Raw genomic sequence first — 15,084 nt, forward strand, 5'->3', positions numbered from 1 at the left:
AAACCTTCTTTCGAAGATTTACGTTTATTTCTTGTGAACATTTGATAATTTAAGTATGCAGCTGACCTAAGCCAGCCGGCACCTTCATCAAACGCCCACACTTATCGACTGTTGATTGTTAAAGAACCGTTGTTCTGTACTACCTTGCTGCACCTTACGAATCGTTGTGTTCGTCAGCAGCAGAGAAGTGAGATTATGCAATGTTTCGCTTAACTCGTCAACCCCTCTTCTCTTTCGCTTGTCGCTGCTTTGAAAGCGGCGTTGCGCATCGGAGAAACGAGACTATAGCAAACGCCGGCGCCATTTACAACGCCTGCGACTATGCTATCGTCGCGTTTTCCCCACCTTATCTTTCCGGCAATGCAGATCCCTCACATCGCGCCGACCGCCGACGCGGCGCTGTCCCAATCCCTGGCCCACGCCATCAATAACAAGACCAAGCCGCTCGGCAGCCTCGGGCGCCTCGAGTCCCTTGCGACCCAGCTGGGAATGGTGCAGCGTTCGACCACGGTCCGCATCGCGGATCCCGCCATCCTCGTTTTTGCCGCTGACCACGGCGTGGTGGCCGAAGGCGTGTCCGCCTACCCGCAAGAGGTGACCTGGCAAATGGTCGAGAACTTCCTTGCCGATGGCGCGGCCATCAATGTGTTCGCTCGCCAGAACGGCTGCGCGCTTCATGTCGTCGACGCCGGCGTGAACCACGACTTCGGCGTGCGCGCCGGCCTGCTCGACCGCAAGGTCGGCAGGGGAACCCGCAACTTTGCCCGTGAAGCCGCGATGTCGCGCCAGGAACTGGGCGCCGCGCTGGAGCACGGCATGGCCCTGGTACGCGGCCTGCCCGGCAACGTGCTGGGTTTTGGCGAAATGGGCATCGGTAACACGACCGCCGCCGCGGCCATCATGCACAAGTTGACGGGGCTGCCGCTGCCGCAATGCGTGGGCGCCGGCACGGGCCTGTCGAACGAAGGCATCCAGCGCAAGCAACAGGTCATCGCCGCGGCGGTCGACCGGCATGCCGGCGCCGACGATCCGCTCGAGGTGCTGGCCACCTTCGGCGGATTCGAAATCGCCATGATGGCGGGTGCGATGCTGAAGGCGGCCGAACTGCGCAAGCTGCTGCTGATCGACGGCTTCATCGTCTCATCCGCCTTGCTGGTCGCCGCCCGCCTGCAGCCGGCGATCCTCGACTATTGCGTGTTCGCGCACTGCTCCGATGAGAATGGCCACCGCCTGATGCTGGAAGCGCTCGGCGCCCAGCCGCTGCTGCACCTGGGCTTGCGGCTCGGCGAAGGCACCGGCAGCGCCCTGGCCCTGCCCCTGCTGCATGCGGCCGCCAACTTCCTGAACGAGATGGCGACCTTCGCATCGGCGCAGGTCAGCACCAACGCGCAGCAGGACTAAGGGCAGATGCAGCAGCTGCGCCTGTTCTTCATCGCGGTCCAGTTCTTCACTCGCTTGCCGATCCCGCGCTGGGTCGGCTTCGAGCACGAGTGGCTGCACCACGCTTCGCGTTACTTTCCGCTGGTCGGCCTGGTGGTGGGCGCCATCGCCGCCGCTGTATACGCTGCGGCCGCCACCGTCTTTCCCGCACCGGTCGCCGCCGTGCTCTCGACCGTGGCGACCATCTATGCCACCGGCGCATTCCATGAAGACGGCTTTGCCGACACCTGCGATGGCCTCGGCGGCGGCATGACGCGCGAACGGGTGCTGGAGATCATGAAGGATTCGCGCGTCGGCGCCTATGGCGCGATCGGCATCGTCTGCATGCTCGGGGTGAAGTGCACCGCGCTCGCGATGCTGCCGCCGGCCGGCGCCATCGGCGCCCTGCTGCTCGCCCACCCGCTGTCGCGGCTGGCGGCGACCTCGCTCATCTGGCGCATGGAATATGCGCGCGCCGAGGGCAAGGCCAAGCCGCTGGCCGAACGCATGACGACGCCGGAATTCGGCATCGCCTGCGCCAGCGTCGCAATCGCAGCCAGCGTCCTGCTCGCCCTTGGCGCCGTCGAGCTGCCCGCCGTGCTGGCAGCCTTCGGCGCCAGCGCCGTCGTCACCTGGTGGCTGGCCCGCAAGTTCGCCCGCCGCATCGGCGGCTACACCGGCGACTGCCTCGGCGCGGTCCAGCAGCTGGCGGAAGCCGTCATCTACCTCGCCGTACTGGCCACGCTCGGCCGCGGCGCCCTGGCCTGATCGATGCAACTGATCCTGGTGCGCCATCCGCAACCGGACGTCGCGCCGGGCATCTGCTACGGCAGGACGGACATGCCGACATCCATCGACGCGATAGCGGCAGTCGCCGCTAGCCTGCGCGCGGCGGGCCTGCCCGGCGCGCTACCCGTGTTTGCGAGCCCGCTCCTGCGCTGCGTCCAGCTTGCGCGCGCACTCGGCGCCCCCGTCACCCTCGACGCCCGCCTGGCCGAGATGGATTTCGGCGCTTGGGAGATGCGGCCATGGGAGGCCATCGCGCGCGCCGAGGTCGATGCCTGGGCGGCCGACCTGCTGCACTACCGTCCCGGCGGCGGAGAAAACGTGCTTGCGGTGGCGCAGCGCGTGGCCGCCTTCCGCGACGCGCTGCGCCGGGCGGGACACCCTGCCGCCCTGCTCATCTGCCATGCCGGGACCATGCGCGTGCTGTCGGCCCTGCATGCCGGCGGCAGCATCGAAGAGGCCGCGCTGCGCGCTGCATCCAGTCCCCACCGCATCGGCTACGGCGAAGTCCTTGTGCTAAAAGACTGACAACACCCAGCCGTCCTGTCCTATAATGACGGCGTTTTGGTGCTCGCGGTCGTGTTCACGACCGCAGTTAAACGGGAAACACGAAGCCCTTCAACAAGGCCAACGTGTGCTGCCCCCGCAACGGTAAGCAAGTGCCGCGCTCGATGAATGACAAGCGCGGCGAACCGTCCTCCATGACCACTGTGCATCACGCATGGGAAGGTCGGACGGCCACACTTGCCAGCCCGGATACCGGCCAAAAGGTGGAAGCGTGCCCACGGCGCGCTTCTGTTCAATCTGGCCTACGGGGACGTCGGCTGGTTGTCTTTGATGTGAACATTTCATGAACTTTCCTGTAACACGGCAAGCGGCCGCAGTGTCGTTCGCTTTCGCCTTCGTCGCACCTTCCTTCGCCCAGACCACCGACACGGTATTCGTCACCGCCAACCGCATGCCGCAACGCGCGGCCGACGTGATCGCCGATACCACCGTCATCCATGCCGAAGAAATCGCACGCTCGGGCGCCGGTTCGGTGGCCGACGTGCTGCAGCGCCAGCGCGGCATCGAGATCACCCGTAACGGCAGCGCCGGCGCCGCCACCAGCGTGTTCCTGCGCGGCGCCAACAGCAACGGCGTCGTGGTCCTGCTGGACGGCGTGCGCATCGGTTCGTCCACCAGCGGCGTCGCCGCCTGGAACGCGGTGCCGCTCGGCGCCATCGAGCGCATCGAGATCGTCTACGGGCCGCTCAGCACCCTGTACGGCGCCGACGCGATCGGCGGCGTGATCCAGATCTTCACCCGCAAGGGCGCAGGCGGTCCGGTCGTCAGCGGCTCGGCGGGCGCAGGCAGCAACGCGATCCGCCAGGTCGACGCGAGCGTGCACGGCGCGGCCGATGCCTTCCGCTACGCCTTCGGCGCCGGCCACGAAGAATCGGACGGCTTCTCGGCCACGCGCCCGGGGGCGTTCGGCTTCAATCCGGACGAAGACGGCTACCGCCGCCGCAACGCCAACGGCCAGCTGTCGTATTCGCCGGCCCCGGGCATCGACATCGGCGCACAGTTCCTGCACAGCGCGCTGCGCGCGCAGTACGACAACGGCAGCGGCGCCTACGACGTCCACAACGAGCAGGACCTGAACACGGCAGCCGTCTACGCGACCGGCCAGCTGACCTCGAACTGGCGCAGCACCCTGCAGTACGCGCGCTCCGACGACAAGCTGGGCAGCTTCACCAGCGCAGCAAGCTCCGGCGCCAGCCAGATCGATACCCGGCAGGACGAGCTGACCTGGCAGAACACCGTTGCGCTCGGTCCCGACACCCTGCAGCTCCTGGTGAGCCGCCGCGAAGAAGAGGTGACGTCGAGCGCCACCGCCGCCCTGTCGCGCAGCCGCAGCACCAACTCGTACGCGGCCGCCTATTCGGCGCGGCGCGGCGCCCACCTGTTCGACGCCAGCGCCCGCCACGATCGTTCCTCGGTCTACGGCAGCAGGAATACCGGCGCCGCCGGCTATGGCTACGACTTCGGCCAGGGCCTGCGCGCCACCGCCAGCATCGGTTCGAGCTTCCGCGCGCCGACCTTCAACGAGCTGTACTACCCCGGCTACGGCCTGCCGACCAATCGTCCGGAGAAGGGCCGCAACCTCGAAGCCGGCCTGCGCTACGACGCCGGGGGCGTACAGCTGGACGCCACGTATTTCCGCAACCGCCTGACCGACATGATCGTGTCGAGCACGCCGTGCCCGGGCCGCGCCGGCAGCTGCGCCTACAACGTCAACGAAGCGAAGCTGGAAGGCCTGACGGTGGCGGCGCAAACGCGCGTCGCCGCGGTCAACCTGCGCGCCAGCCTGGACTGGCAGGATCCGACCGACGAGACCACCGGCAAGCAGCTGGCGCGGCGCGCGAAAAAGCACGCCAGCCTGCATGCCGACAGCAGTTGGGGAAGGCTCGAGGCCGGCGCCGAACTGCAACTGTCGGGCGAACGCTTCGACGATGCCGCCAACCGGAACCGTCTGGGCGGCTATGGCTTGTTCAACCTGTACACTAGCTGGCAGATGGCGCCCGGCCTATCGCTGCTGGTCCGCCTGAATAACGTCGCGGACAAGCAGTACGAGCTGGCGCGTTATTACGGCACCAGCGGCCGCACCTGGTTCGCCGGCCTGCGCTACGGCATGCGCTGATCCGGACGCCACGAGAAGGAGACCCATGCCTCACCCCGCTCATGCACACCGCCGGCGCGCCATGCTGGTCATCGGCGCCCTGCTGCTGTGCGCCGTCGCCAGCCTGCTGTTCGCCGGCATGACGGGCTCGATCGCCGTGCCGCTGGCCGAGATGCCGGACGCCCTGCGCCAGCTGGCGCAGGGCGACAGCTCATTGGCCGCTTCGCTGCTCGAGCTGCGCGCCAGCCGCGCCCTGACGGCCTTCGTCACCGGCGGCGCGCTGGCCCTGGCGGGCGTGATGATGCAGGCGCTGCTGCGCAACCCGCTGGCCGATCCCTATGTGCTCGGGATCTCCGCCGGCGCGTCGGTCGGCGCCCTGCTTGCGCTACTCCTGATGGCCGCCGCCATCGTGGTCGACCTGGCCGCGCTGGGCGGCGCGGTGGCGGTGTCGATGCTGCTCTACCTGCTGGCCCGGCGCGACCTGCGCGGCGGACTGGCGCTCGAGGGCGGCACCTCGATGCTGCTGCTCACCGGCGTGATCCTGTCCTCGGCCTGCATGGCCCTGGTGACCCTGATGCTGTCGATCGCCCCCGAGGGGCGCTTGCGCAGCATGATCTTCTGGATGATCGGCGACCTTGCCGGCGCGCCGCTGCGCCTCGCGCCCTGGCTGGTGCTGGGCGCGGGCCTCCTGTATGCGCTGCGCAGCGCGCGCGCCATGAACATGGTCGCGCTGCACGCGGAAGCGGCCGTCACGCTCGGCATCCGCGTCGGCCGCCTGCGCAAGGGCCTGTTCCTCGTGTCGGGCGTATTGACGGCCAGCGCCGTGACCAGCGCCGGATCGGTCGGCTTCGTCGGCCTGATCGTCCCGCACGCCTGCCGCTTCGCCTTCGGTCCCGATCACCGGGTGTTGATCCCGGCGGCTGTGCTGGCAGGCGGCAGCTTCCTGGTGCTGTGCGATACGCTGGCGCGCACCGTCATCGCGCCGCAGCAGCTGCCGGTCGGCGCGATCACCGCGATCATCGGCGCGCCGGTGTTTCTCTACCAACTGCACCGCCTGCGGAGGTAAACATGATCCGTGCCGAACACCTCCTTCTCAAGGCCGGCAGCCGCACGCTGGTGCGCGAACTCGACTGGGCCGCCCGTCCCGGCGAGTGCTGGAGCATCATCGGCCGCAACGGCGCCGGCAAGAGTACGCTGTTGCGCACGCTCGCCGGCATGCGCTCCCCGGATGCCGGCGCGGTACTCATCGGTGGACGCCCGCTCGACGACTGGGCGCCGGAAGCGCTGGCGCGCGAGCGTGCCTTCCTTGCCCAGTCGCGCCACGACGCCTTCTCGTACAGCGTGATCGAAACCGTGCTGTCGGCGCGCCACCCCTACCACGCCGATCGTTATTGGGAAGGCAGCGACGATCACCAGGCCGCCATGCGCGCGCTCGACGCGATGGAAGTGCTGGAACTGGCCGAACGCGACGTGCGCACCCTGTCCGGCGGCGAGCGCCAGCGCGTGGCCATCGCCGCGCTGCTGGCCCAGGACACGGCGCTGCTGCTGCTCGACGAGCCGGCCAATGCGCTCGACCTGGCGCACCAGGTCAGCGTGATGGGCCTGCTGGCGAAACTGTGCCGCGAGCTGGGCAAGACCGTGGTCATGGTCGGACACGACCTGAACCTGGCCTACCGCATCTCGACCCACGCGCTGCTATTGCGTGGCGACGGCCGCTGGCAGGCCGGCCCGGTCGACCAGACCATGCAGCCGGCCCTGCTGGGCGACTATCTCGGCCATCCGATCGACATGATCGAGCACGGCGGCCGCCGCATTTTCCTTCCTCATGAGGCTAGCGCATGAACGACATGACCCAAGAACAAATCGCAGCGCTCAACGAGCGCCACCGCCAGCGCATGGAGCGCAAGAAGGCCGTGATCGACGCCAAGATCGCAGCGGCCGACAAGGAGATCGGCATCATCATCGTCAATACCGGCAACGGCAAGGGCAAGAGCTCGAGCGCCTTCGGAATGGTGACGCGCGCCCTCGGGCACGGCATGAAGGTCGGCGTGGTCCAGTTCATCAAGGGCGCCATGTCGACCGGCGAGGAAAAATTCCTGCGCCGGTTCCCGGACGAGGTCAGCTTCCACGCGATGGGCGAAGGCTATACCTGGGAAACCCAGGACCGCGAGCGCGACATCGCCAAGGCGCACGAAGCCTGGGAGCAGGCCAGGGCTTTCCTGCGCGACCCAGGCTACGGCATGGTGGTGCTGGACGAACTGAACATCGCACTCAAGTACCACTACCTCGACGTGCACACGGTCATCGCCGACCTGCTCGACCGCCCGGTCATGCAGCACGTGGTGGTGACCGGGCGCGCGGCGCCTCCCGAACTGGTGGCGGTGGCCGATACGGTCACCGAGATGAACGTGGTGAAGCACGCCTTCAAGGCGGGCATTGCGGCCCAGGCCGGGACGGAGTGGTGACATGAACAGGGATGCGGGCGCCCGCGCGGTGTTGGTGGCGGCGATGGCATCCGGCCAGGGCAAGACCAGCGTCACCGCCGCCCTGGCGCGCAAGCTGCTGCGCCAGGGCCTGCGCGTGCGGGTCTTCAAGTGCGGGCCGGACTTCATCGACCCGATGCTGCTGGAACGCGCCTCGGGCGCGCCGGTGCACACGCTCGACCTGTGGATGGTCGGCGTCGAGGAATGCCGGCGCCGCCTGCACGATGCGGCGCGCGAGGCGGACGCGATCCTGATCGAAGGCGTGATGGGCCTGTACGACGGCTCGCCGTCGGCGGCCGACCTGGCCTGCGAGTTCGGCGTGCCGGTGCTGGCGGTGATCGATGCCTCGGCCATGGCGCAGACCGCGGGCGCGGTGGCGCGCGGACTGCGCGACTACGGCCCGGTCCAGCTGGCGGGTGTGGTCGCCAACCGCATCGCGAGCGACGGCCACGCCGGCATGGTGGCCTCGTCCCTGCGCGAGATCCCGCTGCTCGGCTGGCTGCCGCGCCAGGACAAGCCGCTGCCCGAACGCCACCTCGGCCTGGTCCTGCCGGGCGAGGTCGACGGCCTGGAAGCGCTGCTCGACAAGCTCGCGGACGCACTGCACTTCGACGAGAAGGCATGGAAGGCGCTGCCCAAGATCACGCAGGCGCCGTCCGCATGGCAGGACGCGGGGCGGCTGCTGGACGGGCGCACGGTCGCCATCGCGCGCGACGCGGCCTTCTGCTTCCTCTACCCGGCCAACCTCGACCTGCTCGACAGGATGGGGGCGCGCCTGCGCTATTTCTCGCCGCTGGCGGACGAACCGGTACCGCTCGATGCCGACGCCGTCTTCCTGCCCGGCGGCTATCCGGAGCTGCATGGCGAGACGCTGGCCCGGGCCGGGCACTGGCAGTCGTCGATCCGCGCGGCGCATGCGAGCGGCCTGCCGATCCTGGCCGAATGCGGCGGCATGATGGCGCTGGCCGAGGTCTTGACCGACCAGCATGGACAGCGCTGGCCGATGGCCGGCCTGCTGCCGGGCGAGGTGTACATGCAGCCGCGCCTGGCGGGCCTCGGCGCCCACGCCCTGCCGACCGACCAGGGTCCGGTGCGCGGCCATAGCTTTCATTATTCGCGCCTGGAGACGCCGGCGCCGGCGCACACGCATACCGTCAAGACCGGCAATGGAGCACAAGGTGAAGCGGTGTACCGCATCGGTTCGCTCAACGCCTCGTATTTTCACGCTTACTTTCCTTCGAACCCGCCCGCGATTGCGGCGCTGCTCGGCGGAGGCAAGCCATGAGCTGCACCCTGGTGCTCGGCGGCGCGCGCTCCGGCAAGAGCGGCTATGCCGAACAGCTGGCGCATGCATCCGGCAAGGAAGTGGTGGTGGTCGCCACCGCACGCGCGGGCGACGCCGAAATGGCGGCGCGCATCGCCCAGCATCGCGGACGCCGCCCCGCCCACTGGCGGACGGTGGAAGAGGAACTGGCGCTGGCCTCGGTGCTGCGCGCGCATTGCGCGCCGGGACGCCTGGTGCTGGTCGACTGCCTGACGCTCTGGCTGAGCAACCTGCTGTTCTGCGACGGTCGCATCTGGCCCGAGGTAGGAGAAGTGGCGCTGCCCGAACGCTTCCACCAGGAGCGCGCGGCGCTGCTGGACCTGCTCGACGCCGGCACCGAGGGCGAGATCGTGTTGGTCTCGAACGAGGTCGGCATGGGCATCGTGCCCTGGGGCGCGGTATCGCGCTGCTTTGCCGATGAAGCCGGATGGCTGAATCAGGCGGTGGCGGCCTGCGCCGATCGCGCCGTGTTGGTGGCGGCCGGGCTGCCGCTGGTGCTGAAAGGAGATGCATGCTGAGCGGACTGTCATGGCCTCAGCTGGCGGCCCTGCTGGTGGCGGGGGTGCTGCTCGACCTGCTGCTGGGCGAGCCGCGCCGCTGGCATCCGCTGGTCGGTTTCGGCAAGCTCGCGCACGCCATCGAGCGCCGCCTGAACCGCGGCCGACTGCGCTTCGCGCGCGGGCTGGTCGCCTGGGGCCTGGCCGTGCTGCCCCCGGCCCTGCTGGCCTGGCTGGCGCTGGACCGGGCCGGTCTGTGGCTGCATGCGGTGTTGCTGTACGCCTGCATCGGCCTGCGCAGCCTGCGCGAGCACGCGATGCCGATCGTCGATGCGCTGCGTGCCGGCGACCTGGCAAGAGCGCGCCAGTGCACCGCCTGGATCGTCAGCCGCGACACGCAACACGCCCAGGAAGCCGACCTGGCCAAGGCGGGGTCCGAGTCGCTGCTCGAGAACGGCAACGACGCAGTGTTCGGCACCTTGTTCTGGTTCCTGGTGGCGGGCGGCGCCGGCGCCGTTTTGTTCCGGTTGGCGAACACGCTCGATGCGATGTGGGGCTACCGGAACGAACGTTTCGATCTGTTCGGCCGCGCCGCCGCGCGCATCGACGACGCCTTGAATTATCTGCCGGCACGGCTGACCGCGCTGTCGTATGTCCTGCTTGCGGGGAGCGCACGTGCGCGCGCCTGGCGCTGCTGGCGCACGCAGGCGCCGGCCTGGAGCAGCCCGAACGCCGGTCCGGTCATGGCCAGCGGCGCCGGCGCGCTCGGGGTGTCGCTCGGCGGCGCGGCCGTCTACGACGGCCAGGTCGAGCAGCGTCCACCGCTCGGCGCCGGACCGGCCGCCACGGCAGCGGACATCGAGCGCGCCTGGCGCCTGGTGCTGCATACCACCCTGCTCTGGCTCGGCCTGGCCTGCGCCATGGCCTTCATGCTCCTGATACGGGGGCCGCATGCTTGAACACGGCGGCAAGCTGCGCGACGCCGCGCGTCTGTACGGCCGCGACGATTGGCTCGACCTGTCGACCGGCATCAACCCACAGGCGTATCCGGTTCCCGCGCTCCCGGCGGACGCCTGGCATCGCCTGCCGGAGCCGGATCCGGCGCTGCTCGCGGCAGCCTGCGCCTACTATGGCGCGCCTGCCCTGCTGCCGGTGGCTGGCACCCAGGCCGCAATCCAGGCATTGCCCAGGCTGCGTGCTCCCTCCCGCGTCACCGTGTCGGCGCCCTCGTATGCCGAGCACGCGCATGCCTGGGGCAAGCATGGGCACGACTTGCACCTGGCTGCCTACACCGAACTGGAAGCGGCGGTCGACAGCAGCGAGGTGCTGGTGGTGGTCAATCCGAACAACCCGACCGGCGCGAGGATCGCACCCGAGCGCCTGCTGGACTGGGCGGCGCGGCTGGGCGCACGCGGGGGCTGGCTGGTCGTCGACGAGGCCTTCGGCGATACCGATCCACTGCTGAGCGTCGCTGCGCATGCGGGCCAGGCGGGACTCATCGTGCTGCGCTCGGTCGGCAAGTTCTTCGGCCTGGCCGGGCTGCGGCTGGGCTTCGTCGGCGCCGACACGGCAAGCCTGGCGGCGCTCGCGGACCTGCTGGGCCCGTGGGCCGTCAGCGGTCCGGCCCAGACGGTGGCGCTGCAGGCGCTGCGCGACACCGCCTGGCAGAAGGCGACTTTCGCGCAATTGCAGGCTTCCGGCCAACGCATGCGCGCCCTGCTGGAAACGCACGGCATCCGTGCGACGGGCACGCCGCTGTTCCACTGGTGGGCCGAAGCGCAGCCCGAGGCATTTCACGCGCACCTGGCGCGGCACGGCGTCTGGTGCCGCCTGTTTCGCGAGGCTGGACGCGGCATCCGGCTCGGCTTGCCGCCGGACGAAGCCGGATGGCAGCGGTTACAAGAGTCACTTCACGCATGGAGCAATCGATGAAACGGACAGGTATTGTTGGGGCGGCGCTGGCGATGGCATGTGCCGCAGCGCCGGCGGAGGCGGTGACGGTGCGCGACGATGCGGGCAATGCGGTCACGCTCGACAAGCCCGCCATGCGGGTGATCTCGATGGCGCCGCACGTCACGGAAGCGCTGTTTGCGGCCGGCGGCGGCAGCCGCATCGTCGGTGCGGTCAACTACAGCGATTATCCCGAGGCCGCGAAGCAGATCCCGCGCATCGGTTCGAACCGCGAGATCGACCTCGAGCGCGTCATCAGCATGAAGCCCGACCTGATCGTCGCCTGGATGCACAACAATTCCGAACGGCAGATCGAGATGGTGCGCCAGTTGGGCGTGCCGGTGTTCCTGAGCGATCCGCAAACGCTGGAGGGCATTCCGGAAAACGTGGAGCGCCTTGGACAGCTGATGGGAACGGAGGCGGTGGCGCATGCCGCCGCGGCGGAACTGCGCAAGCAGCTGGCGAGCTTGCGCACACGCTACGCCGGACGTCCCACCGTGCGCAGCTTCTACCAGGTATGGGACAAGCCGCTGTACACGCTCAGCGGCAAGCACATCGTCACCGACGCGCTGCGCCTGTGCGGCGGCGAGAACATCTTCGACAAGCTGACGGTCACCGCGCCGATCGTGTCGATCGAAAGCGTCCTGCAGGCCGATCCGGAAGCAGTGTTCGCCACCGCCGAGAAGAACTACGGCGGCGTCAACTTGTGGAAGCCGTACACGACCATGAGCGCAACCCGCAACGACAACCTGTTCACGGTGGACGGCAACCTGCTCAACCGCGCCGGTCCGCGCATGATCGCCGGCACGGCCATCCTGTGCGAAAAGCTCGAGCTGGCACGCCGGCACCGCAGCAAATGAGTTCACTTCCCTTCCAGACCCTGATGGTGCAGGGCACTACCTCGGACGCCGGCAAGAGCACGGTGGTGGCCGCGCTGTGCCGCCTCCTGCTGCGCCGGGGCGTGCGAGTGGCGCCCTTCAAGCCGCAGAACATGGCGCTCAACAGCGCGGTCACGCCCGACGGCGGCGAGATCGGGCGCGCCCAGGCGCTGCAGGCGATCGCCGCCGGTGTCGAAGCGCACACCGACATGAACCCGGTCCTGCTCAAGCCGTCGAGCGACACCGGCGCGCAGGTAATCATCCACGGCCGCGTGCGCGCCGAGATGAACGCGCGGGACTACCACCAGTACAAGACCGTGGCGATGGGTGCGGTGCTGGAATCGCATGCGCGCCTGCTGGCGCAGTACCAGGCAGTGGTGGTCGAGGGCGCGGGCAGCCCGGCCGAGATCAACCTGCGCGAGCGCGACATCGCGAACATGGGCTTTGCCGAAGCGGTGGACTGTCCGGTGATCCTGGTCGCGGACATCGACCGCGGCGGGGTGTTCGCCCATCTGGTCGGCACGCTGGCCTGCCTGTCGGAATCCGAGCGCAGGCGGATCGTGGGCTTCGTCATCAACCGCTTCCGCGGCGACATCGCGCTGCTCGAGCCGGGGCTCGACTGGCTGGAAGCCCAGACCGGCAAGCCGGTGCTGGGTGTGCTGCCCTACCTGCACGGCATGTACCTGGACGCCGAGGACGCCGTCCAGCCGGCGCAGTCGGACCGTGGGGGCTTCCGGGTCGTGGTCCCGAGCCTGCCGCGCATGAGCAACCATACCGACTTCGACGCGCTGCGCGCGCATCCGGAGGTCGACCTGCGCTTCGTGCGCGCGGACGAAGCGATGCCGGCGGCCGACCTGGTGATCCTCCCGGGCAGCAAGAATACGCGCGGCGACCTCGCGTGGCTGCAGGCGCAGGGTTGGCCGGCCTATCTTGCGCGGCACCTGCGCTATGGCGGCAAGCTGCTCGGCATCTGCGGCGGTTTCCAGATGCTGGGCCGCTCGGTCGCGGATCCGCATGGCGTGGAAGGAAAGGCCGGCGTCTCGGAAGGACTCGGATTGCTTGCGATCGATACCGAACTGGCGCAGGAAAAGCGGCTGGCCCTGGTCAGCGGACAGGCCTCGCTGGCCGGCGGCGCGCCCTTCGGGGTGCAGGGCTACGAGATCCACATGGGCGTATCGCAGGGCGCCGCCATGGAACGACCGGCCTTCGTCATCGACGGCGGCGGCGAGGGAGCGTGTTCGGAAGATGGCCAGGTGCTCGGCACCTACCTGCACGGGCTCTTCGACCATCCCGAAGCCGGCGTCGCGCTGCTGGCCTGGGCCGGATTGCAGTCGCGCTACGTCGTCGACACGGCGGCGCTGCGCGAAGCCAGCATCGACCGCATCGCGGACGCCACGGCGCCGGTGCTCGACCGGCTGCTGGCGGTGATGGGGTCTCAGTAAGGCTGGGAGATGCGCGACAGGGCGTAGTTCGACATCAGGAGGCCCTTCAGCATGGCCAGGTCGTCCGCCGCGAACAGGCTGAAGGGCCGGGTGATGCGCGTGCCCTTCCCTTCGTCGAGCTGCCTGGCCACGCCGGCGGACACCACGACCGGTTCGCCCCGGCGGATCAGGAGCGCTTCGGGGCGCGCGGTATTGCTGTTGACGTCGACGGCCCATACCTTGCCATCATGGAGTGCGGTAACGCCATCGACCAGCGTATGCCCGACCACGATGCTCCTGGCGCCGAAGTGCGCGAGCACGTCGCCCATCTGGGCGCTGGTCGCGCGTGCAAACCGGTCTTCGCCATCTTCCATATAGCCGCGGTATTGCGTCAGGCCGGCCGGACCGATGACGGCGTCGAGTTCGGCCTTCCCGGGCATGTCTCCCAGCCAGTAGCGACGCATGGCGCTGTTCAGGTTATTCACGGTGAAGCCGGCATCGGCGATCAGCGGGTTCACCCCGCCATGGGTGATTACGATGCGGCCGCTCTTGATGATGACCGGCTGAAGGCGCAGCCAGCGACCGATCAGCGTATCGGGGCCGAAGGCGGCCGATTGCCCGCCCATGCGCTCCAGGGCATGGAGGTGATCGCGGTTGGCGCGCGAGGTATTCCCGCGCAGCAGATACTGCTCGTGGTTCCCGAGCAGGAGGTGTACGGCGCCGCCGGCGTCCTGCGCCTGCAGGCTTAGTGCGTACAAACGCCAGAGCACGGCGAATACGTCGCGGCCGCGGTCGACCGCGTCGCCCGCGATCACCAGGTGCTTGCTGCCATACGTCCAGTTGCCCTGGGCGTCGGTAACCGCAAGCGATGCGAGCGCGGCGTCGAGGAAGCGGACGTTGCCTTCGATATCGCTGAGGACGAGCGTATCCGCCGGAGTGTCGAACACCGCGTCGGCCACTGCGGGCTTGCGGGCCACGGGGAAGACCTGGCGCCGGCCGGCGCAGTCGATCGACAGCTCGGCGCTCCGACCGCTCTGTTGTTCGACCCTGTCTTCGCAATACCAGGTCGCAGTCCAGTTGCCGTCGTCCTTCGCGCGTATGATCGGACCGTCGAGGAAACCGGGCATCCGGACCTTGTCGCCGGTGCCTGCGAAGGTATTAATGCCGGCGACGCCGACGCCGATGGGAACGAGAAGACGCTGGTGCACGCCGGCCGCGCTCATTTCGACACGTGCCTTGGACAGCGCAAACGCAAGCGCAAGCACGAACAGGGAGGCGACGATGAGAATGCCGCGGAAAAGATAGCTGCGCGTCTTCTTCATTGTTATTTTTGCTAAAAGAAAGCGAGCAGTGTAACGCAGCAAAAGCGTCAAAGGAGCAGACGGAGGGGGTATCGATGGCTGCATGTGTCATTACATGCTGGCCGGATAAAAACGCTTCGGCGAACGCAAATAGAAGCGTGCAAACGCAACAAAGCCCGCTCAGGCCAAGGATGCGCAGTGTGCACTGGGCGGCGGGCTTTGCATTGTACAAAGCAAAAAAACCCCACCAGGATCACCTGGTGGGGTTTTTCATATAACTAGCCTGACGATAACCTACTTTCACACTGGTTGCAGCACTATCATCGGCGCAAAGTCGTTTCACGGTCCTGTTCGGGATGGGAA

The 15,084-nt window shown here is 68.3% G+C and carries 14 protein-coding genes and 1 riboswitch; of the genes, 13 read left to right on the plus strand and 1 reads right to left on the minus strand.

Features of this window, described 5'->3' with window-relative positions; all coding sequences use genetic code 11:
* Positions 1-360: 360 nt before the first annotated feature.
* The 13 genes from cobT (at position 361) to AB3347_RS25575 (ending at position 13,441) form a co-directional block, all read left to right on the plus strand.
* Positions 361-1,401, plus strand: a complete 1,041-nt coding sequence (cobT, locus tag AB3347_RS25515) for a nicotinate-nucleotide--dimethylbenzimidazole phosphoribosyltransferase (protein WP_369094464.1) — start codon at positions 361-363, stop codon at positions 1,399-1,401.
* Positions 1,402-1,407: 6 nt separating this feature from the next.
* A complete protein-coding gene (locus AB3347_RS25520) occupies positions 1,408-2,187 on the plus strand; it encodes an adenosylcobinamide-GDP ribazoletransferase (RefSeq protein WP_369094465.1) in 780 nt (259 codons plus the stop codon).
* 3 nt (positions 2,188-2,190) lie between these two features.
* On the plus strand, positions 2,191-2,733 hold the full coding sequence (locus AB3347_RS25525) for a histidine phosphatase family protein (protein WP_369094466.1): 543 nt from the start codon (positions 2,191-2,193) through the stop codon (positions 2,731-2,733).
* A 20-nt stretch (positions 2,734-2,753) separates the two neighbouring features.
* Positions 2,754-2,988, plus strand: a riboswitch (cobalamin riboswitch).
* A gap of 67 nt (positions 2,989-3,055) precedes the next feature.
* On the plus strand, positions 3,056-4,888 hold the full coding sequence (locus AB3347_RS25530) for a TonB-dependent receptor (RefSeq protein ID WP_369094467.1): 1,833 nt from the start codon (positions 3,056-3,058) through the stop codon (positions 4,886-4,888).
* Between the two features lie 25 nt (positions 4,889-4,913).
* Positions 4,914-5,933, plus strand: coding sequence for a FecCD family ABC transporter permease (locus AB3347_RS25535; protein WP_369094468.1), 1,020 nt, complete (start codon positions 4,914-4,916; stop codon positions 5,931-5,933).
* 2 nt (positions 5,934-5,935) lie between these two features.
* Entirely contained in the window at positions 5,936-6,709 is a 774-nt protein-coding gene (locus tag AB3347_RS25540) for an ABC transporter ATP-binding protein (protein ID WP_369094469.1), read from the plus strand.
* On the plus strand, positions 6,706-7,332 hold the full coding sequence (gene cobO, locus AB3347_RS25545; protein WP_369094470.1) for a cob(I)yrinic acid a,c-diamide adenosyltransferase: 627 nt from the start codon (positions 6,706-6,708) through the stop codon (positions 7,330-7,332). Before AB3347_RS25540 ends, cobO begins: the two co-directional genes overlap by 4 nt.
* Before the next feature lies 1 nt (position 7,333).
* A complete protein-coding gene (locus AB3347_RS25550) occupies positions 7,334-8,635 on the plus strand; it encodes a cobyrinate a,c-diamide synthase (RefSeq protein ID WP_369094471.1) in 1,302 nt (433 codons plus the stop codon).
* Entirely contained in the window at positions 8,632-9,192 is a 561-nt protein-coding gene (gene cobU, locus AB3347_RS25555; RefSeq protein WP_369094472.1) for a bifunctional adenosylcobinamide kinase/adenosylcobinamide-phosphate guanylyltransferase, read from the plus strand. Before AB3347_RS25550 ends, cobU begins: the two co-directional genes overlap by 4 nt.
* Entirely contained in the window at positions 9,186-10,130 is a 945-nt protein-coding gene (gene cbiB / locus AB3347_RS25560; RefSeq protein WP_369094473.1) for an adenosylcobinamide-phosphate synthase CbiB, read from the plus strand. Before cobU ends, cbiB begins: the two co-directional genes overlap by 7 nt.
* Entirely contained in the window at positions 10,123-11,103 is a 981-nt protein-coding gene (gene cobD / locus AB3347_RS25565; RefSeq protein WP_369094474.1) for a threonine-phosphate decarboxylase CobD, read from the plus strand. Before cbiB ends, cobD begins: the two co-directional genes overlap by 8 nt.
* Positions 11,100-11,981, plus strand: coding sequence for a cobalamin-binding protein (locus tag AB3347_RS25570; RefSeq protein WP_369094475.1), 882 nt, complete (start codon positions 11,100-11,102; stop codon positions 11,979-11,981). Before cobD ends, AB3347_RS25570 begins: the two co-directional genes overlap by 4 nt.
* The gene (locus tag AB3347_RS25575; RefSeq protein ID WP_369094476.1) at positions 11,978-13,441 is read left to right on the plus strand and encodes a cobyric acid synthase; all 1,464 of its coding nucleotides are present in this window, start codon (positions 11,978-11,980) and stop codon (positions 13,439-13,441) included. Before AB3347_RS25570 ends, AB3347_RS25575 begins: the two co-directional genes overlap by 4 nt.
* On the opposite strand, the gene AB3347_RS25580 is transcribed toward AB3347_RS25575, so the two are convergent.
* Entirely contained in the window at positions 13,435-14,742 is a 1,308-nt protein-coding gene (locus tag AB3347_RS25580) for a metallophosphoesterase (protein ID WP_369094477.1), read from the minus strand. The genes AB3347_RS25575 and AB3347_RS25580 overlap by 7 nt on opposite strands.
* Positions 14,743-15,084 lie beyond the last annotated feature (342 nt).

The sequence above is a fragment of the Massilia sp. X63 genome, from assembly GCF_041023745.1.
GTDB lineage: Bacteria > Pseudomonadota > Gammaproteobacteria > Burkholderiales > Burkholderiaceae_D > Telluria.